Consider the following 24517-nt stretch of genomic DNA (forward strand, 5'->3'; position numbering starts at 1 on the left):
GGCTCAGGCTACCAGTTGATGGCAGGCATACACCACCAGCACACCGGCGACCAGCGTGGCATAGGGCAGCCAGCCGGCGCGGCGCTGGCCGTCATCGGCCTGGATATACAGGTCGGTGAGCATGGCGGCGGGGAAGTGGCCCTTGTCCTGCACATAGTGGCGGTAGCAGAACACCGGCAGGATCAGCAGCGCCAACAGCAGGCCGGTGACCAGCGTGCCTGCGCCCCAGATGTCCGCGCCCAGGCCCATGCAGGCCAGGTTGACGAAGCTCAGCACGCCGCCGGCCGCCAGCAGCACGGTGGGGGCTTTGTACGGACGCACCCAGTCGGGGCGGTCCAGGCGGTGGATCCAGCCGGCATTGAGGTTGAGGAAGTTGAAGATGATATAGCTGACGTTGGACGCCGCAAGTACGAACACGTAGTCCGACATCAGCAACAGCAGCAGGTTGAACGACAGGTCGGTCCACATCGCAGCTGTCGGCGCGCCATGTTCGTTGGTGCGCCCCAGGTACTTGGGCAGCCAGCCATCCACCGAGGCCTGGTACAGGGTGCGCGACGAACCGGACATCGAGGTCATGATCGCCAGCAACGTCGCCAGCACCAGCATGATCAATACGATATTGGCCACCACCTTGCCGCCGCCGATGCTGTCGGCCAACACCTGGCCAACGCCCATGCCGCTGTAGATCGCGGGCGAGAGCAGGCCGCTGTACACCGCGGGCGTCACGATTGCGCCACTGGCGTCGAGCACCGCCGGCGTCACCAGTTGGCCCAGCCCGAGGCTGCCTTGAAATGCCAGCGGCACCAGGGTGAACACCAGGATGCACAGCAGGCCGGCGTAGAAGATTGCCTTGAAGGTGTCACGCTTGGGGTCCTTGAACTCACGGGTGTAGCACACCGCCGTTTCAAAGCCATAGGTGGACCACGCCGCCATGAACAGCCCACCGGCCATCAGTGACCAGCCGGACATATCCCACGGCCCATCGATGACTTGACCGGCCGCGTCATGGGCCAGGGGGTACAGCGGCAGGAAGTTGGCCTGGGTCGCATCCCCAGTGAACAACGGCACCACGCCCACCAGCAGCAGCGGAATCAACGAGGTGACGCCGAGCACCAGGGTCAGGCGCGCCGACCGCAGGATGCCGCCGTGCTGCACGGCAAACACCGTGAGCAAAATCAACAAACCAATGGCGAACGTCGCGTTGATGCGCAACGACAGGCCGCTCTTGACCCAGCCCAGGTCCAGCAGGGTCAGTTGCCAGGTGTTGATCAACGCATCGGCGGGAAACAGCGCCGTGAGGATATACCCCGCCGCCAGCCCCGAACCGATGGACAGCACCGGCGACCAGGCCAGCCAGTTGCACCACACCGACACCGGTGCGATCAGCTTGCTGTAGCGCACCCAGGCCACCGCGCCGTACACCGAGGCGCCGCCGGATTTGTGCGGGAACAGCCCGGCGATCTCGGCATAGGTGAAGGCCTGGATAAACCCGAACAGGATCGACACGATCCACACGATCCATGCCGGTTTGCCCACCGTGGCGGCAATCGCACCGATGGAGAACAACACCAGCGCGGGCACGCCACTGGCGACCCAGAAGGCCCCGCGCCAGTCGATCTTGCGGTGCAGGCTGCCCACCGAGCCGGCAGCCTGCGGTACAGCCTCGAACGTCGTCGCTTCCATCTTCGTATTCCCATGTCTGAATAGCGGTTAGGTTGGGGCAGTCAAAATGGGGTGGCACACACGTTTCGGGACGATCAGCTACGCACCCGGCTTTTGTCCGGGTCGTAGAAAATCGCTGCGCTGACCGTGGCGCTGATGCGCTTCTGCAGGCCATCGACTTTGCCAATCTCAAGTTCAGTGCCGGGCTCGGCGCAGCTCACGTCGACCCGGCACAGTGCGATATTGCTGGCCAGTAGCGGTGACCGGCAGGCACTGGTGATCACCCCGACCTGGGCCCGGCCCTGGTACACCGGGTCGCCATGGTGGGCGGCCTCGTTGCCGCTCAGGTGCAGGCCAACGAGCTTGTGGCTGGGATGGGCACTGCGCCGCAGCAGGGCGTCACGCCCGATAAAGTCGTCGGTCTTGCTCTTGAGCGGCACGCTGAAACCGATACCGGCCTCGAACGGATCGGTCTGATCGCTGAACTCGTAGCCGGCGAAAATCAGCCCGGCTTCGATGCGCAGCAGGTCCAGGGCTTCCAGGCCCAGGGGCACCAGGCCCAAGGGTTGGCCGAGTTGCCAGATGCGGTCCCAGACCCGTTCGGCGTCTTCGGGCTGGCACCACACCTCAAAGCCCAGTTCGCCGGTGTAGCCGGTGCGCGAAATCATCAACGGGCAGCCGTCGAAACCGTCCAGCCGACCCACCAGGAAGCGAAACCAGCCGAGGGTCTCCACGCTTGGTTGCGTGGGCGGGGTCCAGACCATCTGCTTGAGCAGCTCGCGACTCAGCGGCCCCTGCACCGCCAGGTTGTGAATCTGCTCGCTGGCGGACTTGACCCACACCTTCATGCCCAGTTTCTGTGCCTGCTCGCGCAACCACACGCCGGCGTAGTCTTCGCCGCAGATCCAGCGGAAGTTGTCCGGGCCCAGGCGCAGCAGGGTACCGTCGTCGAGCATGCCGCCGTGGGCGTGGCACATCGCCGAATACACCACCTGGCCCACCGCCAGGCGCCGTATGTCGCGGGTCAGGCAGTACTGCAACAGGGCTTCGGCGTCGGGGCCGATGATTTCGAATTTGCGCAGGGCGGTCAGGTCCATCACCGCCACCCGTTCGCGGCAACCGAGGTATTCCTCGGTGACGCCGTAACCGTCGTAGCGCAGCGGCAGCCACCAATTGCGGTAGTCGGTGAAGCTGCCGGTGAGGGCGCGGGTACGTGAATGAAACGCGGACTCACGGGTGAGGATCGGGTCGGCATCCGCCGTGGTTCGAGTGCTCATGGCGATGGAAAAACGCTCCTTCTCGCTGTAGATGCGGACATGGATGTCGGTCGGGTTCCAGCCATTGGCCGGGTCAATGTCATCCGGGCACGAGGTACTGCCACACAGCAGGTCGGTCATGGCCCGCAGCAGCACGTAATCGCCGGGCCGTGACCAGGGTTCATCCAGGGTCATCTGCTGGTGCGCATCGATACCGGTGTTGAAGAAGAAATTGATCGCCGGCCAGCCGTTGCGCGCCTGCACGCCATGGGGGGCGAGGACGCGGCTGAGGTTGTCGCTGCAGTTGTCGTGCCCGAAATAGCCATGGGTTTCGTAGTAGCGCGCCGCGCAGGCCAGGGCGAATGAATCGTGGCGCCCGACGGTGTCTTGCACCACCTCCAGCATCGGTTGCATATGGCGGTCGAAAAACTTCGAGAACAGCCCCGGTGCCGGGTAGGCGCTGCCGTTCAGGGTGCGCGTGACGGTCTGGTCCAGGTCCAGCTCGACGCCGCGATCCAGGGCGCGCCGGTCGAGGGCGACGAAGTCCGAACACTGGCGGCCCGCGACGTCCAGCACCTGGATGTACTGCCCTTTGGCGACGGTGTAGCCGTGGGCGGTGCCCGCGCGCAGGGTGAATTCGTCGAGTACTTCGCCCAACGGCTCGGGCAGAGCCGGCAGCAGCAGCGGCGACGGATTGGCCCGCGTCACTATCAGACGCAGCTCGCTGGGCCGGTATTGTCGGTCGACGGCGGTGGCCTCGGCGGGTGCGGCGACGATCACCAGCAGCGCGTCCTCGGCGACAAACTGTCGGCTGTGGCCGGGCGGGCTGTCGGCGTCCCACAGCGAGGCCGCCAGCGGCAAGGCCTGTGCATCGATGCCGCGCCGCTGGAGCGCCTGGCCGATACGCCCAGGCACGCTGCACGCCGTTGACCCGCTCAGGCCCCAGCTCGCCAGGGCGCTGCGGCCACCGGTGTCGAGGGCCAGCAGTGCGCAGGTTTGCCGGCCTTCGACGTCGATCACTTGCAGGCCGTCGCCGGGCTGCAAGTCGACCAGGGTCACGCCGCCGGCGGCCACGCGGTAGCGTTCCAGGTTCGGCGCGCGGGCAAACAGCCCGGGTTCGCGGGGATGGGAAACACGCGGTGCATTCATCATCAGCCGACCGACTTGATGGGTGTCGCGGGCTCGCCCAGGTACGCCGCCATCGAGTCATCCAGGGCCTGCAACCACGGCGTGTGGTGCGGCGGCGACTGGGTGCCGGTCATCAGCGAGCGATAGGACTTGTCGCGATAGCCCATGATGTTTTCCGCCTTGTCGTGCTTCCAGTGCAGGAAGGTTTCGTTGACGGCGGCGATGTCGAAATTCGGGTAGTCGGTGGCGTCCACCAGTTGCTGGATATAGGCGCCCTGGTACTCGAACATCTGCTGGTTGGTTTCCAGGGCCTGTTCCCGTGCGTGCCACGCTTGGCTGTCGGCGACCATGTCGGCGTGGCCGGGCAACTGAATGCGCCCGAGGATCACGTCGCGGGCATACCAGGCCTGGGCGTCGAACATGTTGAAGGAGTACCACTGGTCCTGCATGCCGAGGTAGACCAGGCGGGGGTTGGGTTCCCAGAACACGCCCTTGTAGAGGTTCATCGGCCACAGGCGGTTGTCGGTCTTGAGGCTCAGTGCATCGGGCAGGAACGGGAAGTGGTGCTTGTAGCCGGTGCACAGGATCACCGCGTCGATGTGCTTGCTGCTGCCATCGACAAAGTACGCGCGGTTGTTTTCCAGGCGCTGGAGCAGCGGTTTTTCTTCCCAGTTATCCGGCCAGGCATAGCCCATGGGCGCGCTGCGGTAGCAACTGGTGATGCTGCGCGCGCCGTATTTGTAGCATTGCGAGCCGATGTCCTCGGCCGAATAGCTGCTGCCGACGATCAGCAGGTCCTTGTCCTTGAACTCCAGCGCCTCGCGGAAATCGTGGGCATGCAGGATGCGCCCGGCGAACTGTTCGAAGCCTTGGAAGTACGGCACCTTGGGCGTGGAGAAGTGGCCGCAGGCGTTGATCACGTAGTCGAATGTTTCGCAGGTCAAGGTGTCGCTGGTGTAGTCGTGGGCGTAGAGGGTGAAGCGCTGGCTCTGTTCGTCGAAGGTGACTTGGCGCACCACATTGTTGAAGCGGATGTAGTCGCGCACGCCGGCCTTTTCCACGCGGCCCTTGATGTAGTCCCACAGCACTTCACGCGGCGGGTAGGAACCGATGGGTCGGCCGAAATGCTCTTCGAAGGTGTAGTCGGCGAACTCCAGGCATTCCTTGGGGCCGTTGGACCACAGGTAGCGGTACATGCTGCCGTGCACCGGCTCGCCGTTCTCGTCGAGGCCGGTGCGCCAGGTGTAGTTCCACATGCCGCCCCAGTCCTGCTGTTTTTCAAAGCACACCAGCTCAGGGATGGCGGCGCCTTTGTCACGGGCCGACTGGAACGCGCGAAGTTGCGCCAGGCCGCATGGGCCGGCGCCGATGATTGCAACACGTAGGGTCATGAGCGTGCCTCCTGAAGGTTTCAGCGAAAGATCACTGTCTTGTCCTGGTTGATGAACACCCGGTGTTCCAGGTGGTATTTCAGGGCTTTGGAAAGGGCCACGGTTTCGGTGTCGCGGCCGATGGCGACCAGCGAGTCGGGCAGGTGGGTATGATCGACGCGCTGGATTTCCTGCTCGATGATCGGGCCCTCATCCAGGTCGCTGGTGACGTAGTGGGCGGTGGCGCCGATCAGCTTGACGCCACGGTCATAGGCCTGGTGGTAGGGCTTGGCGCCCTTGAACCCTGGGAGGAACGAGTGGTGGATATTGATCGCCCGGCCCGAGAGTTGCTGGCACAGGCCGTCGGACAGGATCTGCATGTAGCGCGCGAGCACCACCAGGTCGGTCTGGGTGTCTTCGACGATGCGCATCAGCTCGGCTTCCTGGCCGGCCTTGGTGTCCTGGGTGATCGGCAGGTAGATGAAGCGGATGCCTTCGCGTTCGGCCATCGCCCGCAGGTCCAGGTGGTTGGAGACCACGGCGGTGATGTGCATGTCCATCTCGCCCTTGCGGTGGCGGTAGAGCAGGTCGGTGAGGCAGTGGTCGAACTTGCTGACCATCAGCAGTACGCGGGTCGGTTGGCGCGAGCTGAACAACTGCCAGTGCATGTCGAAGCCACCGGCCAGGTCGCCGAGGCCTTTGCGCAGGGCGCCGACGTCGCCGCTCACGCCGGTGTTGAAACGGAACACCGCGCGCATGAAAAACTGCCCGGTGAACTCATCGTCGAACTGCGCCAGCTCGCTGATGTAGCACTGCTGTTGGGCCAGGCACGCGCTGATCGCGGCGACAATCCCGGACGCCGCCGGGCAGGTGATCTTGAGGATGTAATGTTCGCGGGAGGCGTCCATCGAAAGCTCCTGAGTTCAGTGAAGGAAGGCTCAGCCCTTGGCCGTGCGCTTGGTTTTCTGCGGGTCGTCGAAGGGCAGGGCGTGGGTGCTGGCGCTGGCCTCGAGGCTGCCGCGAACCTGCAAGGCAATACCGGGTTCGGAACAGGCGACGCTCATGCGCGCGATGGCCATCGAGCGTTTGCTCAGGCGCGAATACATGCCGCAGGTGATCACGCCGACTTGCTGGTTGCCCTGCCACACGGTGTCGCCGGCCTCGGCGGCGCGGACGCCCTCAAGCAGCACGCCGGTGATCTTGAAGCGCTCCTGGCCGCGCAGGCGCAGGTGTTCTTCGGCGCCACGGAAGGCGTTCTTGCCAGGTGAAACAGTGAAGTCCAGGCCCATTTCCCAGAGGGTGTCGCCGGCCTTCTGGTCGGCGAAGGGGTACATCTGCGAGTTGTCGTAGGGGAAAAACATCAGCGAGCTTTCCACCCGCAACCAGTCCAGGGCAGTGAAGGCGCAGGGGATGATCCCCTGGCTCGCGCCTTGTTCGAGGATGCTGTCCCACAGGAACGGCGCATCGGCGGCCTTGCAGAAAATCTCATAGCCACGTTCGCCGGTGTAGCCGGTGCGCGAGATCATCACCGGGCGGTCGAACAGGCGGGTTTGCAGGTGGTGGAAGTACGCCAGCTGGCGGATGCCGGGCACGTGTTCGGCGAGGAAATCCACCGCCAGCGGACCTTGCAGCGACAGGTCGTGCAGGTCGTCATCGAACAGCACCGCCACTTGCCGGCCCTGGGCCGAGCGCACGAGCATTTCATGCCCGGTGCCGGCGCCATGCACCACCATGAACGCGTTGGGGCCGGTGCGGTAGACGATGCAGTCATCGACGAACTTGCCGTCCTCATCGAGCATCGAGGCATACACCGATTTGCCGGGGTAGAGCTTGGCGATGTCGCGGGTGGTGGCCCACTGCAACAGGCTCTCGGCGTGGGGCCCCACGTAATGGACTTTTTTCAGGCCGGATACGTCCATCAGGCCGGCGCGGGTGCGGATCGCCTGGTGGTGGTCGGCGAGGTCACTGCTGTAGGTCCAGGCAGTGCCCATGCCGTTCCAGTCTTCGAGGTGGGAGCCGAGGGCGCGGTGCCGGTCGGCCAATGCAGAAATACGCCATGAGTGGGTCATGTGAGGTTCCTTGTCGTAGAAGAAGGGGCGTCAGGCCTGTGGGTCGAACTGGCTCAGCCACTCGACCAGCGTATGGCGGTAGCGGGTCATGCCCTTGTAGTCGGCGATGGGGTCGGGCAGGTCGCGCAGCACGCGGTGCAGGCGACAGCCCCAGCCGGGTTGTGTGACCAGCTCGTCCAGGCTGATCAGGTAGGTGCGGATGCTGAACATCACCGCGTGGCTGCGCGGCAGGCGCGCCATCACTTGCAGCTCGACCCGCAGGTGCACCTGCTGGCCGACGTTCTGCGCGGTGATCCGGCCGCGATCGGCGCCCCATTCATGGAAGGTTTCCGGCGACGAATCCAGGCGCGGGTTGATGGTCAGGGTCCAGTTCAAGCGCCGTACCGGCTGGCCGACCTGCAGGTTGAGCAGGTACTTCAGCGCCCGTTCGAACACGCCCATCTGATGGGCCATGGGCACCGGTGCGTGCCATTGCTTGAAACTCATGCCGGCGTCGAACGCCAGCGACCAGTCGGCCGGGCTGGTGACCAGGCCGGCGTCCATGTACAGGTCGCCGTCGCGCTGGTCGAGCAGGGCGAAATCCCCCTGCACCTGGCGGCCGATGTACTCCAGCGGCGCGCAGGGCAGGCTGCTGGCATCGCCGAAGATGAAGGCCTGGTCGATGTCCAGCAGGTGGTTGCGCCACTGCCAGCGCTCGCCGTTTTGCGTCAGGCTGAACGCCTGCGGGTAGTCGGCGGCCAAGTGTTCCATGATCATCTGCAGCGCATCCCAGGCCGCCACTTGCATGTGGGGCATCACCAGGTAGCGGCGTGGGTCCTTGTCCAGCACCAGGGCGCGCTCGGCCATTTCCGAGCGGTAGTGCTCGTCGATGTCGAAGGCGTGCTCATAGATCGAGCCGGGGTCGCGGGAGATGGCCGGTTCGATGTTCACCGAGTACAGGTAGCTGTCCTCGATAAAGGGAAAGGGGAAACGCCGGATCGCGGCCGGGCTGTTGCGAAAGCTGAAATCGTCGCGATAGCTCAGCACGGGGCTCGTTTGCAGGGGCATGGCACTCACTCCTATAGGTCCAGCGAAACGCAGGGGCCGCTGCCGCGCGAGACGCAGGGCATCAGAAAGTCGGCCTGCTCGGCCGGGCTGAGGAAGCTGTCGCGGTGTTCGATGGCGCCGCCCTGGTGGCGCGTGATGCACTGGCCGCAGACTCCGCCACGGCACAGGTTGGGCACCTGTAGTCCGGCGTGTTCCAGGGCTTCGAGCAGGCTTTGCTCGGCCTCGACCCGCAGGCGTCGGCCGCTGCGCAGCAGCTGCAGGTCGAATGGCTGGCCGGGTTGTGCGCCCTTGAAGGCTTCCGAATGCACGCGCTTGAGCGGCCAGCCGAGGCGTGCAGCGTGTTGCTCAACCGCCTCGAGCAAGGGCTGCGGACCGCAGGTGTAGACGTGGCTGCCCAGCGGCCGGTTGCCGAGGATTGGGTTAAGGTCCGGGCGCCGGTCGTAGGTGTGCAGGCGCGGGCCGAGACGCTGTTGCAGCTCGTCGAGATAGGCGTCGCTGAGGCCTCGGCGGAACAGGTAATGCAGTTCGAAGTCGGCCTGCTGTTGTTCCATCGCGGCGATATAAGTCATGAACGGCGTGATCCCGATCCCGGCGGCGATGAGGATATGCAGGCGCGCGGTGCCATGGGGTGCGAACAGATTGGCCGGTGGTGAAATCTGCAGGGTGTCGCCGACCTGCACCTGCCTGTGCAGGTACCGCGAGCCACCGCGCGAGGCGTCTTGCAGGCGCACGGCGATGCGGTAGTACTGGGGCTGCGCCGGGTCGCTGGTGAGTGAATAGGCGTTGCGCACCGTGCCTTCGGCCAGCGGCAGGTGCACCTGCACATGGCTGCCGGGCGAGAAGCCGGGCAGGCTGCCCGTGGCGGGCGTCAGGGTGAATTCGCGCACCACCGGCGTGAGCATGCGTGCGGCGCTGACCTGGACGTTGAGGGCCGCGCTCATGGCTGGAACCCCGCGTAGGGCTGGTCGGGGTTGATGCACACGCCGAGATACGCCCCCAGGCGCCGGGAAAAATGCGTGCGGACCTCCAGCCCGACGTGGCAGCCGATGCAGTTCAACAGCGGCTCCGGCCCGGCCGCCTGGGTCAGGCCGCAGTGTGCGCAATACACCTGGCGCAGGCCGGGTGTGGTGCAGGTCATGTCGATCTCGTCGTCTTCCAGGCCAGCGGCGCGGGCCTCGCCGTGCACACGCCAGATAAAGGCTTCGTCGCCCAGCAGGTAGAGCCGGCAGCCCACGGTGGCGCTGGCCAGCGCCTGTTGCAGGCGTCGCGCAAACTCGGGGTGTTCGCCGTTCAACAGCACGGGCATGTGCAGTTCGCTGATGAACCCTGCGCTGGCGGCGGCTGATTGCATCACCACGATAGGGCGGCTGCGGGTGTGGGTCATGGGGGCTCTCCACGCTGGGTTTTGTTTCCTGTTGGGAGAGATACTTTCCTATGGGGAAAATCTTCTCAATCTGGAAAAAGGGCTATGCCTTTGGAGATAAGCCTTGCGCGCCGGCCATTCGGGGCATGGAAGTTGCTGGGCCTTTCGACCACGCAGCGCAACCGGACGGGGAGTTATCGAAGAGTGCTGACACGACCAAAAGGCTGGCCGCTCTGGTTGGGGCCTGTGCGCCCCGAACAGGCGCGCAGCGTGCGCAGGTTATTGGCCGGGTTGCCCCTGCACGCTGACGGTGCCTTGTCGGGTTTCCTGGACCGTTTCGACGCACTGCTGCCGCCTGCCAGGCTCAACCTGATCCTCGGCGGCGAAGACCTGGGCCCGACGCGACGAGGGTGGGTCGACGGCTGCCAGGCGGTCGCGCATTGCCCCTGGCGCGACGCCAGCGTGACGGACGCCCCCCAAGCCTGCGGACCCTGCCGGCAACGGGGCGTGCACCGTCTGGTATGCGCCTTGCCCGAGGGTGAAAAGGGCGCATTGCTGCTCGACACTCCCCGGCGCGCCGGTGGCAGTTGGCGCCAGCTACTGGAAGAGGCGGCGCAGGCGGTAGGTGTGAGCGTGCGCCTGCGCAGTCAAACCCGTGAACAGCAGCGCAAACAGGCGACCTCCCGCCACGGTGCCCTGGCCCGTGAACTGCACGATTCGGTGGCGCAGCAGTTGGGTTACCTGTCGTTCCAGGCCCATGGCTTGCAGTCGCAACTGGGCGAGCCGGCACTGCAGGACCTGTGCACCGGCCTGAGCCAACTGCAACGCCAGGTGCGCGAGCTGATCACCAGTGCGCGCCTGACCATGGACGGGCGCTCGCTGCGCCAGGCCCTGGCCGATTCGGTCGCGGAGTTCTCGCGGCGCTGCATCATCGTCTTCGAACTCGACAACCGCCTGGCCGACGACGCCCTGAGCCCGGAAACCGAATTGCAGATCCTGCAGATCATTCGCGAGGCCCTGGCCAATGCGGTGCGGCATTCCCACGCGCGCCACGTGCGCATCGAACTGCGCCAGACCCAGGACGGCGACGCCTCGGTGTCGGTGGAAGACGATGGCATCGGCTTGATCCCGGCCTGCGACGAGCACAACCATTTCGGCCTGGCGATTATCCGCGAGCGCGCCGCCAGCATCGGCGCGCGGCTGAGCATAGAAGCGATCCGCCCGCACGGGGTGCGCGTGCACCTTGGCCTGCGCCGCCACCACGATCTGCCACAGGGGAGTCTCGATGGGCTGCACGACCTTATTACTGATCGATGATCACCCGTTGTTTCGCAAGGGCCTGGCGCAGTTGTTCGATGCCAGCGGCGACTTCGAAGTGGTGGGGCAGGCGGCCAGCGGCCGCGAGGGCATCAACCTGGCCGTGAGCCTGACGCCGCAACAGGTGCTGCTGGATTTGCACATGCCTGGCCTCAGCGGTTTGCAGGTGCTGGATGAACTGCGCCAGTTGCATCTGGATTGCCAGGTGGTGGTGCTCACCGCCTCCATGGACCGCGCCGAGTTGCTCACGGCCTTGCGCCTGGGCGCCAGCGGTTATGTGCTCAAGGAAACCGAGCCGGATGCGTTGCTGGCGTATATGCGCAACTGCCACAAGGGCGCGATCGTACTGGACTCGAGCCTGATTGCCTTGCTCGCCGACCAGGCCGAGCCCACGCAAGCGTGTGAGGCTGCGGGCAGCGAAAACCTTACCGAGCGCGAAGGCCAGACCCTGGCGCTGATCGCCGCCGGCATGAGCAACAAACAGATCGGCAGGGAACTGGGGATCAGCGACGGCACGGTGAAAATCTACGTGCGCAGCCTGTTGCAGAAGCTCGGCCTGCATTCGCGCCTGGAGCTGGCGGCCTGGGTGCACAGCGGTGCCTTGATGAAACACGAGGAGCGCCACTAGATGAGGGACAGCCCCGAAGCGTTTGCGCCCCCGCCGATTGCCCTGATGGATTGCTTTCCCGCCGCCTTATTGCAACTGCGCGACAACGGCCAGATCGCCCACTTCAACCTGGCCTGGGCCGAGTTGATGGGCGCGCCGGGCGCGGAGCGCAACCTGATGGACTACGTGCACCAGGAAGACCGCCCGCTATGGCGCCAGGCCCTGAATGAACTGCGTCGCCGCCCCGACACCTCATTCAACCAGCGCCTGCGCTTTGTGCACCCCAGTGGCGAACTGCGCTGGTTCGAGATCAGCCTCAAGCGCGGCCCCCAAGGCTTCTACCTGGTGGCCGGGGACGTTACTGCCCACAAGCGCCGCGAAATCGCCTGGCAGGCCAGCCAGCGCAGCAGCATGAGCTTGCTCGACAGCATGCCGGGCCTGATCTATCGCGGCCGCAACAACCGCGACTGGACCATGGAATTCGTCAGCGCCGGCTGCCTGGAGTTGACCGGTTACCCCGCTGAGCGACTGGTGGACAACCATGAGTTCACCTACAACAGCCTGATCCTGGCGCAGGACGCCGATTATGTGTGGCGCGAGGTGCAATATGCGTTGTCACGGCAGGAGCCGTTCGAGCTCAATTACCGGATTCGCTGCGCCGACCGCTCGATCAAGCACGTGTGGGAGAAGGGCGTGGGGATTTATGCGGATACCCGTGAGGTGTTGGGGATCGAGGGGGCGATTTTCGAGCGCAAGAGTTGACGGATAAACGCGCTTCAAATGTGGGAGGGGGGCTTGCCCCCGATGAGGGCGTGTCAGTGAATGCATCTTTAACTGACACAACGCTATCGGGGGCAAGCCCCCTCCCACATGGGATTCAATGCGCGCCTGCGGCCTTGTTCAGATCACTCTCCGCCCACTGCGTATACACGCACGCATCCGCCGTCGCCCAGCGCACACGCACCGGGTCGCCGGCCTTGAGGGGCATGCCCGCAGCGGACAGCGCCTTGACCGTCATCGATGTGCCGCCGAGGGTTTTCACTGTGCAGGTCTGGCTCTCGCCGAGGAACAGCACCTCACCCACAATCGCCGACACTTCATTCCAGCCCGCTGCCAACGATTGCTCTGCGGCCTGTTCGACACTCAGCGCCAGGGCTTTTTCCGGGCGTACCATCAGCAGCACCTCCTGCTCGGTGTGCAACCCGCTGGTCAGGCGGATCGACACGGATTGGCCTTCGAACGCCGCCACGGCATTGCCCTGGGCCTTGAGCTTGAGGAAGTTGGAGTTGCCGAGGAACGACGCTACGAACGCGTTCGGCGGGTTCTGGTACAGGTCGAAGCCGCTGCCCAGGCCGACTATCTTGCCGTGGCTGAAAATCGCGATGCGCTGGGACAGGCGCATGGCTTCTTCCTGGTCGTGGGTCACGTAGACGATGGTGATGCCCAGGCGCCGGTGCAGTTGACGTAGTTCGTCCTGCAGGTCTTCGCGCAACTTCTTGTCGAGGGCGCCGAGGGGTTCGTCCATCAGCAGGATGCGTGGTTCGTACACCAGCGCGCGGGCGATGGCGACCCGTTGCTGTTGGCCGCCGGACAATTGCGAAGGGCGGCGATGGGCGAACTGTTCCAACTGCACCAGCTTGAGCATGGCGTCGACGCGCTTGTCGCGTTCGGCGCTGGCCAGTTTGCGAATCGCCAGGGGGAAGGCGATGTTGTCGCGCACCGACAAATGCGGGAACAGTGAGTAACGCTGGAACACCATGCCGATGTCGCGCTTGTGCGGCGGTACGTTGACCAGCGATTGGCCGCTGACCAGGATCTCGCCGCTGCTTGGGGTTTCGAAGCCGGCAAGCATCGACAGCGTGGTGCTTTTGCCCGAGCCGCTGGAGCCGAGGAAGGTGAGGAATTCGCCGTCCCGGATGTCCAGCGAGATGTTGTCCACGGCAGCGAATTCGCCGTAGTGCTTGTTTAGGTTGCGCAGGCTGACCAGGGGTTGGCCATGGCTCTGCGCGACATCGTTGATCACTGCACTCATGTTCTTCTCCTCGGCGCTCAAGCGCGGGTTTCGGTACGCCGGCGAACGGCGGCGGCAATCACCATGACCAGCACCGAGAGGCCGATCAGCAGCGTCGACGCGACGGCGATCACAGGCGTCAGGTCCTGGCGCAGGGTGGTCCACATTTTTACGGGAAGGGTTTGCAGGGTCGGGCTGGCCATCATCACGCTGAGCACCACTTCGTCCCATGAGACCAGGAAGGCGAACAGCGCACCGGCGACCATCCCCGGACGAATCGCCGGAAAGGTCACCTTGAACACTGCCTGCAACCGCGAGGCGCCGCAGATCACCGCCGCGTCTTCGATCGACTGGTCGAACAGTTTCAGCGAGTTGATGATCGAGATGATGGTGAACGGCAGCGCCACGATCACATGGCTGACCACAAAGGCGAACATCGTGCCGGTGTAGCCCAGCTTCAGGAACAGCGCGTACACCGCCACGGCGATGATCACCAGCGGCACGATCATTGGCAGGGTGAACAGGCCGTAGAGCAATTCACGGCCGGGGAAGCGCCCGCGTACCAGGGCAAAGGCGGTGGGCAGGCCGAGGGCGACGGCGAATACGGTGGTCAGCACGGCCACCTTGAGGCTGGCCATGGCCGCGTTCATCCAGTCGGCGTTGGAGAAGAACTGGCCGTACCATTTCAGCGTCCAGCCCGGCGGCGGGAACACCAGCCATTGCGACGAGCCGAACGACAGCAGCACGATAAACACGATCGGCAGCAGCAGGAACAGGCCGATCAACCCGGTGGTGGTGTAGAGGCCCAAGCGCATCCTGCGGCTCATGGCATTGGGAGTCAGGAGCATGACGGCTTACCTCGCGTTGCTGGCGCCAACCGGGGATTCCGGCTGAAGCTTCAGGTAGAAGTAGAACAGCACCAGGGTGATGAAGATCAGCAACGCGGCGCCGGCACTGGCCAGGCCCCAATTGAGGAACGATTGCACCTGCTGGATGATGAACTCGGGCAGCATCATGTTCTGCGCACCGCCGAGCAGCGCCGGGGTGACGTAGTAACCGAGGGACATCACGAACACCATCAGGCCGCCGGAGAACAACCCCGGCCGGCACAGCGGCAGGAACACGCGCAAGAAGTTGGTCCACGGGCTCGCGCCGCAGATCGAGCCGGCCTGCAGGATCATCGGGTCGATGGCCTGCATGGTCGCCTGCAATGGCAGCACGATGAACGGGATCATGATGTAGCTCATGCCGATCACCACGCCGGTGAGGTTATGCACCATCTCCAGGGGCACATCGATGATGCCCATGGCCATCAGCGCCTTGTTGATCACCCCGGAGGCCTGCAGCAAGACCAGCCACGAGTAAGTGCGGGCGAGCAGGCTGGTCCACATCGACAGCAGCACAATATTCAGGATCCAGCGCCCCCAGCCGCGCGGCACCAGGGTGATCGCCCAGGCCAGCGGAAAGCCCAGCAGCAGGCTGAACAGGGTCACCAGGCCCGCCACCGAAAAGGTGTTGAGCAGCACCCGTGCATAGGCCGAGTTGGCGAACAGCTGTTCGTAGTTGCCCAGGCCCGGCGTGGGTTCCAGTACGCCGCGCAGCAACAGGCCGATCAGCGGCGCCAGGAAGAACAGGCCGAGGAACAGCAGGGCCGGGATCAGGTTGCTCGACCCCCGCCAACGCTGCGCCAGGGAGGGCGCCCCGGCCTTGGGCGAAACCGCGCCGGCAGCGCCGAGGGCGCTCCCGGTCGGTGTGGTTGCCGTCATTTTCATTTGACTAGCCATTCATTCCACCGTGTCGCAATGGCCGGACCGTTCTTGGCCCAGTAGGCGAAATCGAGGGTGATCTGGTCCTTGACGTAGGCGGTCGGCAGGTTCGGCGCGAGCACCGAATCCAGGCGCTGCACGCTGTCGATGTTCACCGGTGCATAGGCGGTCAGGTTGGAGAAATCCGCCTGACCCTTGGCGCTGCTGGCGTTGGCCAGGAACTTCATCGCAGCCGCTTTGTTTTTCGAACCTTTAGGCACGACGAGGATGTCAGCCATGACCAGGTTCTGCTTCCAGCTCACGCCCACGGGCGCGCCGTCTTCCTGCAGGGCGTGGATGCGACCGTTCCAGAACTGGCCCATGCTGACTTCGCCGGACGCCAGCAACTGTTGTGACTGCGCACCGCCGCCCCACCAGACGATGTCTTTCTTGATGGTGTCGAGTTTCTTGAAGGCGCGGTCCAGGTCCAGGGGGTAGAGCTTGTCGGCCGGGACGCCGTCGGCCAGCAGCGCCAGTTCGAGCACGCCGGGGCTTGGCCATTTGTAGAGGGCGCGTTTGCCGGGGTAGGTCTTGGTGTCGAACAGCGCGGTCCAGTCCTGGGGCTTGCCGGCGCCGAGCTTGCCTTCGTTGTATCCGAGCACGAAAGAGAAGAAGAACGAGCCCACGCCATGGTCGGAGACGAAGCGCGTGTCGATCTTGTCGCGCTGGATCACCGAGAAGTCGAGGGGTTCGAGCAGGCCTTCGGCGGCGGCGCGCAAGGCGAAGTCGGCCTCGACATCCACCACGTCCCACTGCACGTTGCCGCTTTCGACCATGGCCTTGAGTTTGCCGTAGTCGGTGGGGCCATCCTGGACCACGGTAATGCCGCTGGCCTTGCTGAACGGGTCGGCCCAGGCCTGCTTCTGCGCATCCTGGGTGCTACCGCCCCAGCTCACGAAGTTGACGCTTTCGGCCGCCATGGCCGCGTGAGTGGCCGTGGCCAATAAACCCGCGAACAGCACCGCGGTTGCACGTTTGTTCAACACCATTTTCACGCCCTCATTTGTTTTGTTATTGAGCGGGCTTGGTAATGCCCGCCTATCGGGAGCAGTAGGTCCATCGGGGGCCTCTAATCGAGACCCCGAAAGGCGACCGTGCCAAGGGCTGTTATTGGTGCTCTCCCTGGCGGGCGCACTTGGCGGAAGCGTTCGGTCTATGGAATATCATATTATGGTATTCCAAACTTTGTGCAAGCATTTTGCCTTACCGGTTATCCGTCATTCGGTGAAGGGAATGCTCTCGACCACCTCCAGGTCGTAGCCGGTCAGCCCGGCGTATTTGAGGGGCGGGCCGAGGTGACGCAGCTTGCCGACGCCGAGGTCCTGCAAGATCTGCGCCCCGGTGCCCACTTCGGAATAGATGCGCGACTGCGAGCGGTTGAACTGGCGCGGTGCCTGGGTCAGTTGCGGCACGCGTTCCAGCAGCGCCTGGGACGACTCATGGTTGGCCAGCACCACCACCACGCCGCTGCCTTCAGCGGCGACACGTTGCAAGGCCGCCCACAGCGTCCAGTTGGACGGGCCGCTGTAGTCGGCACCGACCAGGTCGCGCAGCGGGTCGATCACATGCACGCGCACCAGCGCCGGGGTATCGCGGCGCAACTGGCCCATCACCATTGCCATGTGCACGCCGCCGTCGATGCGGTCTTCAAAGGTGATCAGGCGGAACGTGCCGTGCACCGTGGGCAGGTCGCGTTCACCGATGCGCACCACGGTGCGTTCGGTGCTGAGGCGGTAGTGGATCAGGTCGGCGATGGTGCCGATCTTGATGCCGTGCTTGCGCGCGAAGATTTCCAGGTCGGGGCGGCGGGCCATGGTGCCGTCATCGTTCATCACTTCGACGATCACCGATGCGGGGGTGTGCCCGGCCAGGCGCGCCAGGTCGCAGCCGGCTTCGGTGTGGCCGGCGCGGGTCAACACGCCGCCGTCCTTGGCGCGCAACGGGAAGATATGCCCCGGCTGCACGATGTCGGCCGGCCCGGCATTGCTGTCGACGGCCGCTGCCACGGTGCGTGCGCGGTCGGCGGCGGAGATGCCGGTGGTCACGCCGCTGGCGGCTTCGATGGACACGGTAAACGCGGTGCTGAACACGCTGCCGTTGCTCGGCACCATCTGTTCCAGGCCAAGGCGCTGGCAGTGTTCGTCGGTAAGGGTCAGGCAGATCAGGCCACGGGCTTCGCGGGCCATGAAACTGATAGTCTCGGCGGTGCAGCAGGCCGCAGGCAGCAACAGGTCGCCTTCGTTTTCCCGGTCTTCGTCGTCCACCAGGAGCACCATCTTGCCTTGGCGGTAGTCTTCGATGATGTCTGCGATGCTGTTGAAGGACATGGAGAGTGCTCGATTTGTTGGTTGTATGTATTATGGTATACCACAAAACTCAACAAGAGGATGTCACGATGAAGGCCTACTGGATTGCCCATGTGGATGTGTCCGATGCCGAGCAATACACGCAGTACACCCAGCGCGCGCCGGCGGCGTTTGCAAAGTTTGGCGGACGGTTCCTGGCCAGGGGCGGGCGCAGCGAGGCAATGGAAGGCGGGCCGGCACGTCAGCGTAATGTGGTGATTGAGTTTGAGAGCTATGAGCAGGCGGTGGCGTGTTATGAGTCCGCTGAATATCAGGAGGCGAAGGCGCACCGTGAAGGGGTGGGGCTGGCGCAGATCATCATCGTGGAAGGGCTGGCGCCCTAGGTCATCAGGCCGAACATGGGCCAAATGTGGGAGGGGGCTTGCTCCCGATAGAGGTCTGTCAGCTACAAGGATGCTGACTGATACACCGCTATCGGGAGCAAGCCCCCTCCCACATGTTGATCCGTGTTTGGCCGTGCGGTCAGCGGATGAAATGAATCTTGCCGCTGTCATCATTGCCGATGTAAATGCCATACACCCCAGCCTGGCGTTCCTCGATATACCGTTCGAGAATCTGCCGGATCGCCGGGTAGTAGATGCTCTCCCAGGGAATCTCCTCGGGCGCGAAGAACTTGTAGTCGAGGGTTTCCGGGCCGAACTGGCCGGTGATCTCCAGCGCGATGGCGCGGAAGATGATGTACACCTCGCTGATTTTCGGCACGCTGAAGATCGAGTAGGGCGATACGATCTCGGCGCGTACGCCGCTTTCTTCCCAGACTTCACGCAACGCCGCCTGCTCGGTGGTTTCGCCACCTTCCATAAAGCCGGCAGGCAAGGTCCAGGTGCCCGGGCGGGGCGGGATCGCCCGTTGGCACAGCAGGTATTTGCCGTCCTGCTCGATGATGCAGCCGGCGATGATCTTGGGATTGATGTAGTGGATATAGCCGCAGCCCCGGCACATCAGGCGCTCATGGGTATCGCCCGGTGGCAGCTGGTGACCGAGGTCACTGCCGCCGCATGTCGGGCAAAAGCTGGGGCTGGCCAAGGTCAGTGACCTATGCGCGGTTCTTTCAGCGCGATGGGCAGGGTGATTTCCGGAATCTTGCCGGTTTCTTCCTGTTTGCGCTTGAGGTAGTCCAGGGCCACGGCGGCCGCCGCACGCACGTGATCGACGCAGGCCTGGTGGGCCGCCAGCGGGTCGCCGCTCTTGATCGCCTGGACCATGCGTTCCATTTCCTGGTTACTGGTGCCGCGACGGTTTTCCTGGGACACCGAGGTGGCGCGCAGGTAGCTGATGCGCGCTTGCAGCTGGCGCAACTGGGTGGCCGCCACATGGTTGCCCGAACCTTCGAGCAGCACGTCGTAGAAGCCCTGGACCGAGTCGATGACCTGTTGCAGCTCACCGTCCTTGAGGGCCTTGCGGTTTTCTTCCAGGGCTTTTTCCAGGGCCTTGATGTCCTTGGCCTTGGCGCGCAGGGTGAACAATTGCACGATCAAGCCTTCGAGCACGCAGCGCAGTTCATAGATGTCGACGGCGTCGGCCAGGGTGATGATCGCCACCTGCGGGCCCTTGGCATCGGCGAATTCCACCAGGCCTTCGGACTCCAGGTGACGCAAGGCTTCGCGTACCGAGGTGCGGCTGACGCCGAGGCGGTCGCACAGGTCGCGCTCCACCAGGCGGTCACCGGGCAGCAGTTGGAAGTTCATGATGGCGCTGCGCAGTTTTTCCAGCACGATTTCGCGCAGGGTGACCGGGTTGTGATTGACCTTGAAGCTGTCGTCGAGGGGCGCGCGTTTCATGGGGTCTGCTCTGAATTTGGCGGTTAACTGGAGGCCTCGGCCGGCCGGGGCCGATTGAGGGCCGAAAATCGTGCCCAAGTTTATCATGCTGCGTTCCTTAAGCGACAAACCCTCACGGCCCCCGCGCGCCTCAGGCCAGGGCCGGCAGCGGGCCCAGCTTGCCCTTGTGGTAGATCATCGGCGTGACCGGTTCCTTGGGCAGGATCAGGTTCTTCACCGCGCCGACGATGATCGCGTGATCGCCGCCGTCGTATTCGCGCCACAGTTCGCACTCGATGATCGCCGTGGCCTTGGCCAGCAGCGGGTTGCCCAACTCGCTCAGGTGCCACTCGATACCCTTGGCCTTTTCCTTGCCTTTGCTGGCGAAAGCATAGGCCTCGGCGGTCTGGTCGGCGGACAGCAAGTGGATCGCGAAGCGCTTGCTGTCGCGCAGGATCGGGTAGGTGTCCGACCCATAGTTGGGGCAGAACAGCACCAGCGCCGGGTCGATCGACAGCGCGCTGAACGCACTGGCGGTAATGCCGACGATGCCGCCGTCCGGGTCGAGGGTGGTGACCACCGTGACCCCGGAAGGGAATGAGCTCATGACGTCTTTGTAAATGCCGGGTTCGATCATGGTCGGGGTCTCTTAGCGCATCACGAAAGGATCAGGCATGGGCGCCTGGGAGAGGTTGATCCACACCGTCTTCAGCTCGGTGTAGGCGAGCACCGAATCGATGCCGCTTTCACGTCCGTAGCCGCTGTTCTTGAAGCCGCCGATAGGCGCCATGGCCGACACGGCGCGGTAGGTGTTGACCCAGATGATCCCCGAGCGCACGTCCCGCGCCAGGCGGTGGGCGCGGCCGAGATCGCGGGTCCAGATGCCGGCGGCGAGGCCGAACTGCGAGTCGTTGGCGATGGCCAGCGCTTCGGCTTCGTCCTTGAAACGGATGACCGAGGCCACTGGGCCGAACACTTCTTCCTGCATGATCTTCATCGAGTTGCTGTCGCACTCGAACAAGGTCGGCTCATAGAACCAGCCCTCACCGAGGTTCTGCGGGCGTTTGCCGCCGGTGCGCAGGCGCGCGCCTTCGGCGATGGCATCGGCCACCAGGCCCTCGACCACGGCCAGTTGCTGCGCGGTGGCCATGGGGCCCATTTCGCTGGCGTCGTCCTGGGGGTTGCCGATGCGGATGCGCTGGGCGCGAGCCACCAGGCGCTCGACGAATTCGTCGTAGATTTCATCCTGCACCAGCAGGCGCGAGCCGGACACGCAGCTCTGCCCGGACGCCGCATAGATCCCGGCAATCGCACCGTTGATGGCGCTGTCGAGGTCGGCGTCGGCAAAGATGATATTCGGCGACTTGCCGCCCAGCTCCAGGGACAGTTTGGCGAAGTTCTCCGCGCTGCTGCGCACCACATGGCGGGCCGTGGCCGCGCCGCCGGTGAAGGCGATCTTGCGCACCAGTGGGTGGCGGGTGAGGGCGGCGCCGGTGCTGGGGCCGTAGCCGGTGACGACGTTGACCACGCCCGCTGGGATCCCGGCTTCGAGGGCCAGGCGCGCGAGTTCGAGGATGGTCGCCGAGGCGTGTTCCGACGGTTTGATCACGATGGTATTGCCCGCCGCCAGGGCCGGCGCGAGTTTGATCGCGGTCAGGTACAGCGGGCTGTTCCACGGAATGATCGCGGCGACCACGCCCATGGCTTCGTGCACGGTGTAGGCGAACAGGTCCGGCTTGTCCAGCGGCAGGGTGCCGCCTTCGAGCTTGTCGGCCAGGCCGGCGGTGTAGTGGAAAAACTCCGGCAGGTAGCTGACCTGGCCACGGGTTTCGCGGATCAACTTGCCGTTGTCGCGGCTTTCGAGCTGGGCCAGTTGCTCCTTGTTCTCGGCGATCAGGTCACCCAGGCGGCGCAGCAATTTGCCCCGTGCGGTGGCGGTGAGGCCACGCCAGGCCGGGCTGTCGAAGGCGCTTTGGGCGGCCTGCACGGCGCGCTCCACATCGGCTTCATCGGCGTCGGGCAGTTGCGCCCAGGGTTCGGCCAGGGCCGGGTTGAGGCTGTCGAAAGTCTTGCCGGACAGGGCATCGACCCATTCACCGCCGATGCACATCTGGAAGCGTGCGAGTGTCATGCAACGATCCCCTTGATTGGATTGTTTTGGGCGTACACCGTGTCGAGGAAGCCCAGCAGCAGCTGGTTGACCAGGCGTGGCGATTCTACCGGCATCATATGCCGTTGCTCGGCCAGCACCGCAACGGTGGCGCCGGGAATACGATCGGCCAGTTGCCGGGCCATTTCCGGGGTTGAACCGGGGTCGAGTTCGCCGGTGGCTACCAGGGTCGGTACGCGCAAGCCCTTGAGGTCGTCGGCGCGGTACATGTCCTGGGTCGCAAACAGTTCGTAGGTGGTCAGGTAGCCCTGGGGGTCGTTGCCCGCCAGGGTTTCACGCAGGGCGGCGATCTGCGCCGGGTTGGCCGCCTGGTATTCACGGCTGAACCAGCGCGACAGCGCGGCTTCGGCATTCGCATCCGGGCCGTGTTCGGCGGCCTGGGCGGTGCGTGCGATCACGCCGGCACGCTGTTCGGGGCTGCGATTGAACACACTGTTGAGCACTACCAGGGATGTGAGACGCTCGGGGTAGTGCAGGGCAAACGCCCGGGCGACCAGGCCGCCCATGGAAAAACCGATCACCGTGGCCTGGGGCAATTGCAGGTGGTCGAGCAGCTCCAGCAACTGGTCGGCATACCCCAGCAGCGGCGTGCCGGCGGCCGGGCGCGGGCTGGCGCCATGACCGAGCATGTCATAGGTGATCACGCGGTAATTCGTGGCCAGGCCAACGACTTGCCCGCCCCACATTTCTTTATTCAGGCCCACGCCGTGGATCAAAACCACAGGCTGGCCTTGGCCGGTCGCCAGATAACTGGTGCCAGCCGGGGTGCGTTCAGCGGTGAGCCGAATCATGGAGCGCTCCTGCATGCTTTTTGTTTTGGCCGGTCTTGCTTACTGGGCTTTTTCAGCGGCCAGCTCTTCCAGGTCGATATAGCGGTTGCCGATACGAGGGTGCAGGCGGCCGCCATCGGCGCAGCCCAATACCACGACGATTTCATCGGCGCGCGGCGAATCCTCGATGTGCATTTCCAGGGTGATGTAGTGCGAACGCAGGCCTTCGTCGTCCTTGTGCATCATCGGGATCTGGATCGAGGTGCCCGGCCCGCCGCGCTTGTTGGTGAAGCTCAGGTAGCTCTTGGCCTTGACCGCTTCACGGTAGTGATTGCCGAAGCGCAGGGTATGGATGATCGCGCTCGCGTGTTCGATCTCGCCATCGGCCCCGACCACGGCAGCCTTGCCATACGCCTCGATGTTTTCGGCGCCGCCAATGATGCCCACCAGGCGCTCGACCATCAGCGCGCCGAGGTCGGAGCAATTGGCCCGGATCTCGGGCTTCAAGTCTTCGACGAAGCCACGACCCAGCCATGGGTTCTTCAGCACCACGGCGAGGCCGACCATTTTCACCGGGGTGTCCGCGGCCTTGCCGCCTTCGATAAAGGTTTCTTCTACGTAGCTGACGATCTTGCGGATTTCGAAACTCATGAGCGGCTCCATCAGGTGTGGGGGAGTGGATTGCGTATGATGGTATACCATAATACGCAAAGCACAAGGGTCGCAAATGAGTTTGCGTGGGGGACGGCGATAAAGGGGGGGGTGAAACTCTTCTTGGGGTGATGTTAAAAAATGTTAGATTGAAAAAATACTTCACATAATCTGTTCATTGGTGGATGATCGATCCCAATTCCAACGCGGCTCGCCGGTGTGGTGTCAGCCGCCGTTTACCCCTGGAGTACCCCATGAATAATAAGAATGTCGGTGTGATCGGTCTGGGCGCGATGGGGCTGGGCATTGCCCGCTCGCTGTTGCGCGCAGGCTTTAATGTGCATGCCTGTGATGTGCGCGACGCGGTGACCCAGCAGTTCGCCAGCGAAGGCGGGGTGGCGTGCGCGTCACCGGCGCAGATGGCCGAGGCCTGTGATGTGATCATCACCGTGGTGGTCAACGCCGAGCAGACCGAGACCGTGCTGTTCGGTGAGGGCGGTGCCGTGGCGGCGCTGCGTCCCGCCAGCCTGGTGATCGGCTGTGCCACCGTGGCCCCGACCTACGCCGTGGACCTCGGCCGGCGCCTGGGCGAACACGGCCTGCTGTACCTGGATGCGCCGATTTCCGGCGGTGCGGCCAAGGCTGCCGCCGGTGAGATGACCATGATGACCTCCGGCCCGCAGGCCGCCTATGCCAAGGCCGATGCAGTGCTGGCGGGCATGGCCGGCAAGGTGTATCGCCTGGGCGACGTCCATGGCTTGGGCTCCAAGGTCAAGATCATCAACCAGTTGCTCGCCGGCGTGCATATCGCCGCCTCCGCCGAAGCCATGGCCCTGGGCCTGCGCGAAGGGGTGGACGCCGATGCCTTGTACGAGGTGATCACCCACAGCGCCGGCAATTCCTGGATGTTCGAAAACCGCGTGCCGCACATTCTCAAGGCCGACTACACGCCACTGTCGGCGGTGGATATTTTCGTCAAGGACCTCGGCCTGGTGCTGGATACCGCGCGTGCGAGCAAGTTTCCGCTGCCGTTGTCGGCCACTGCGCACCAGATGTTCATGCAGGCTTCCAGCGCCGGTTTTGGCCGCGAGGACGACTCGGCGGTGATCAAGATTTTCCCCGGCATCGACCTGCCGACCGCCAAGCCCGAGCCGGTGTAAGGAAC

Annotated in this window: 24 protein-coding genes; 5 read left to right on the plus strand and 19 right to left on the minus strand. The window is 64.3% G+C overall.

The window, feature by feature from the left end; all coding sequences use genetic code 11:
* Window positions 1-3: 3 nt before the first annotated feature.
* The 8 genes from FX984_RS30475 to FX984_RS30510 form a co-directional block, all read right to left on the minus strand.
* Window positions 4-1683: an APC family permease gene (locus tag FX984_RS30475; protein WP_146477593.1), complete on the minus strand. Its 1680-nt coding sequence runs from the start codon at window positions 1681-1683 to the stop codon at window positions 4-6.
* A 74-nt stretch (window positions 1684-1757) separates the two neighbouring features.
* Entirely contained in the window at window positions 1758-4067 is a 2310-nt protein-coding gene (locus tag FX984_RS30480; RefSeq protein ID WP_092359170.1) for a trimethylamine N-oxide demethylase, read from the minus strand.
* Window positions 4068-4069: 2 nt separating this feature from the next.
* Complete coding sequence (locus tag FX984_RS30485) at window positions 4070-5437, minus strand: trimethylamine monooxygenase (RefSeq protein WP_108574600.1); 1368 nt, start codon at window positions 5435-5437, stop codon at window positions 4070-4072.
* Between the two features lie 20 nt (window positions 5438-5457).
* Window positions 5458-6324: a formyltetrahydrofolate deformylase gene (gene purU / locus FX984_RS30490; RefSeq protein WP_027603587.1), complete on the minus strand. Its 867-nt coding sequence runs from the start codon at window positions 6322-6324 to the stop codon at window positions 5458-5460.
* A gap of 30 nt (window positions 6325-6354) precedes the next feature.
* Entirely contained in the window at window positions 6355-7485 is a 1131-nt protein-coding gene (locus FX984_RS30495; RefSeq protein WP_146477595.1) for an aminomethyl transferase family protein, read from the minus strand.
* Between the two features lie 30 nt (window positions 7486-7515).
* On the minus strand, window positions 7516-8532 hold the full coding sequence (locus tag FX984_RS30500) for a heme-dependent oxidative N-demethylase family protein (protein WP_065939725.1): 1017 nt from the start codon (window positions 8530-8532) through the stop codon (window positions 7516-7518).
* 11 nt (window positions 8533-8543) lie between these two features.
* Window positions 8544-9473 (minus strand): PDR/VanB family oxidoreductase, encoded by a 930-nt coding sequence (locus tag FX984_RS30505; RefSeq protein ID WP_146477597.1) that lies wholly within the window; start codon window positions 9471-9473, stop codon window positions 8544-8546.
* A complete protein-coding gene (locus FX984_RS30510; protein ID WP_146477599.1) occupies window positions 9470-9916 on the minus strand; it encodes a dimethylamine monooxygenase subunit DmmA family protein in 447 nt (148 codons plus the stop codon). Before FX984_RS30510 ends, FX984_RS30505 begins: the two co-directional genes overlap by 4 nt.
* Before the next feature lie 249 nt (window positions 9917-10165).
* Between FX984_RS30510 and FX984_RS30515 the strand changes: the two genes are divergently transcribed.
* Genes FX984_RS30515 through FX984_RS30525 form a run of 3 tightly spaced genes read left to right on the plus strand, consistent with a single transcriptional unit; the run spans window position 10166 to window position 12581 of the window.
* A complete protein-coding gene (locus FX984_RS30515; protein ID WP_146477629.1) occupies window positions 10166-11212 on the plus strand; it encodes an ATP-binding protein in 1047 nt (348 codons plus the stop codon).
* The gene (locus FX984_RS30520; RefSeq protein WP_053139518.1) at window positions 11181-11840 is read left to right on the plus strand and encodes a response regulator; all 660 of its coding nucleotides are present in this window, start codon (window positions 11181-11183) and stop codon (window positions 11838-11840) included. The genes FX984_RS30515 and FX984_RS30520 overlap by 32 nt, the downstream gene beginning before the upstream one ends.
* On the plus strand, window positions 11841-12581 hold the full coding sequence (locus FX984_RS30525; protein WP_146477601.1) for a PAS domain-containing protein: 741 nt from the start codon (window positions 11841-11843) through the stop codon (window positions 12579-12581).
* A gap of 115 nt (window positions 12582-12696) precedes the next feature.
* Here the strand turns inward: FX984_RS30525 and FX984_RS30530 are convergent, their stop codons facing one another.
* The 5 genes from FX984_RS30530 to ribBA form a co-directional block, all read right to left on the minus strand.
* Complete coding sequence (locus FX984_RS30530) at window positions 12697-13851, minus strand: ABC transporter ATP-binding protein (RefSeq protein ID WP_027603594.1); 1155 nt, start codon at window positions 13849-13851, stop codon at window positions 12697-12699.
* Between the two features lie 17 nt (window positions 13852-13868).
* Window positions 13869-14678 carry an ABC transporter permease gene (locus tag FX984_RS30535; protein WP_010567348.1) on the minus strand — a complete coding sequence of 270 codons (810 nt, stop codon included), beginning with the start codon at window positions 14676-14678 and terminating at the stop codon, window positions 13869-13871.
* Between the two features lie 6 nt (window positions 14679-14684).
* Window positions 14685-15602, minus strand: a complete 918-nt coding sequence (locus FX984_RS30540; protein WP_146477603.1) for an ABC transporter permease — start codon at window positions 15600-15602, stop codon at window positions 14685-14687.
* Window positions 15599-16624, minus strand: coding sequence for an ABC transporter substrate-binding protein (locus FX984_RS30545; protein WP_146477605.1), 1026 nt, complete (start codon window positions 16622-16624; stop codon window positions 15599-15601). Before FX984_RS30545 ends, FX984_RS30540 begins: the two co-directional genes overlap by 4 nt.
* 228 nt (window positions 16625-16852) lie before the next feature.
* Window positions 16853-17962 (minus strand): bifunctional 3,4-dihydroxy-2-butanone-4-phosphate synthase/GTP cyclohydrolase II, encoded by a 1110-nt coding sequence (ribBA, locus tag FX984_RS30550; RefSeq protein ID WP_027603597.1) that lies wholly within the window; start codon window positions 17960-17962, stop codon window positions 16853-16855.
* Window positions 17963-18030: 68 nt separating this feature from the next.
* Between ribBA and FX984_RS30555 the strand changes: the two genes are divergently transcribed.
* Window positions 18031-18324 carry a DUF1330 domain-containing protein gene (locus FX984_RS30555; RefSeq protein WP_027603598.1) on the plus strand — a complete coding sequence of 98 codons (294 nt, stop codon included), beginning with the start codon at window positions 18031-18033 and terminating at the stop codon, window positions 18322-18324.
* A 139-nt stretch (window positions 18325-18463) separates the two neighbouring features.
* Here the strand turns inward: FX984_RS30555 and FX984_RS30560 are convergent, their stop codons facing one another.
* The 6 genes from FX984_RS30560 to FX984_RS30585 all read right to left on the minus strand — a co-directional run bounded on the left by FX984_RS30560 (window position 18464) and on the right by FX984_RS30585 (window position 23352).
* The gene (locus FX984_RS30560; protein WP_108574605.1) at window positions 18464-19027 is read right to left on the minus strand and encodes an NUDIX hydrolase; all 564 of its coding nucleotides are present in this window, start codon (window positions 19025-19027) and stop codon (window positions 18464-18466) included.
* Window positions 19028-19029: 2 nt separating this feature from the next.
* Entirely contained in the window at window positions 19030-19782 is a 753-nt protein-coding gene (locus FX984_RS30565) for a GntR family transcriptional regulator (protein ID WP_027603600.1), read from the minus strand.
* A 130-nt stretch (window positions 19783-19912) separates the two neighbouring features.
* Window positions 19913-20398: a flavin reductase family protein gene (locus FX984_RS30570; RefSeq protein ID WP_027603601.1), complete on the minus strand. Its 486-nt coding sequence runs from the start codon at window positions 20396-20398 to the stop codon at window positions 19913-19915.
* A 12-nt stretch (window positions 20399-20410) separates the two neighbouring features.
* Window positions 20411-21892: an aldehyde dehydrogenase gene (locus FX984_RS30575; RefSeq protein ID WP_146477607.1), complete on the minus strand. Its 1482-nt coding sequence runs from the start codon at window positions 21890-21892 to the stop codon at window positions 20411-20413.
* Window positions 21889-22722: an alpha/beta fold hydrolase gene (locus FX984_RS30580; RefSeq protein ID WP_027603603.1), complete on the minus strand. Its 834-nt coding sequence runs from the start codon at window positions 22720-22722 to the stop codon at window positions 21889-21891. The genes FX984_RS30575 and FX984_RS30580 overlap by 4 nt, the downstream gene beginning before the upstream one ends.
* A 39-nt stretch (window positions 22723-22761) precedes the next feature.
* Window positions 22762-23352 carry an amino acid synthesis family protein gene (locus FX984_RS30585; RefSeq protein ID WP_065939735.1) on the minus strand — a complete coding sequence of 197 codons (591 nt, stop codon included), beginning with the start codon at window positions 23350-23352 and terminating at the stop codon, window positions 22762-22764.
* 185 nt (window positions 23353-23537) lie between these two features.
* Between FX984_RS30585 and ltnD the strand changes: the two genes are divergently transcribed.
* Window positions 23538-24512, plus strand: coding sequence for an L-threonate dehydrogenase (gene ltnD / locus FX984_RS30590; protein WP_338137025.1), 975 nt, complete (start codon window positions 23538-23540; stop codon window positions 24510-24512).
* Window positions 24513-24517 lie beyond the last annotated feature (5 nt).

The organism is Pseudomonas marginalis (assembly GCF_008692035.1).
GTDB lineage: Bacteria > Pseudomonadota > Gammaproteobacteria > Pseudomonadales > Pseudomonadaceae > Aquipseudomonas > Aquipseudomonas marginalis.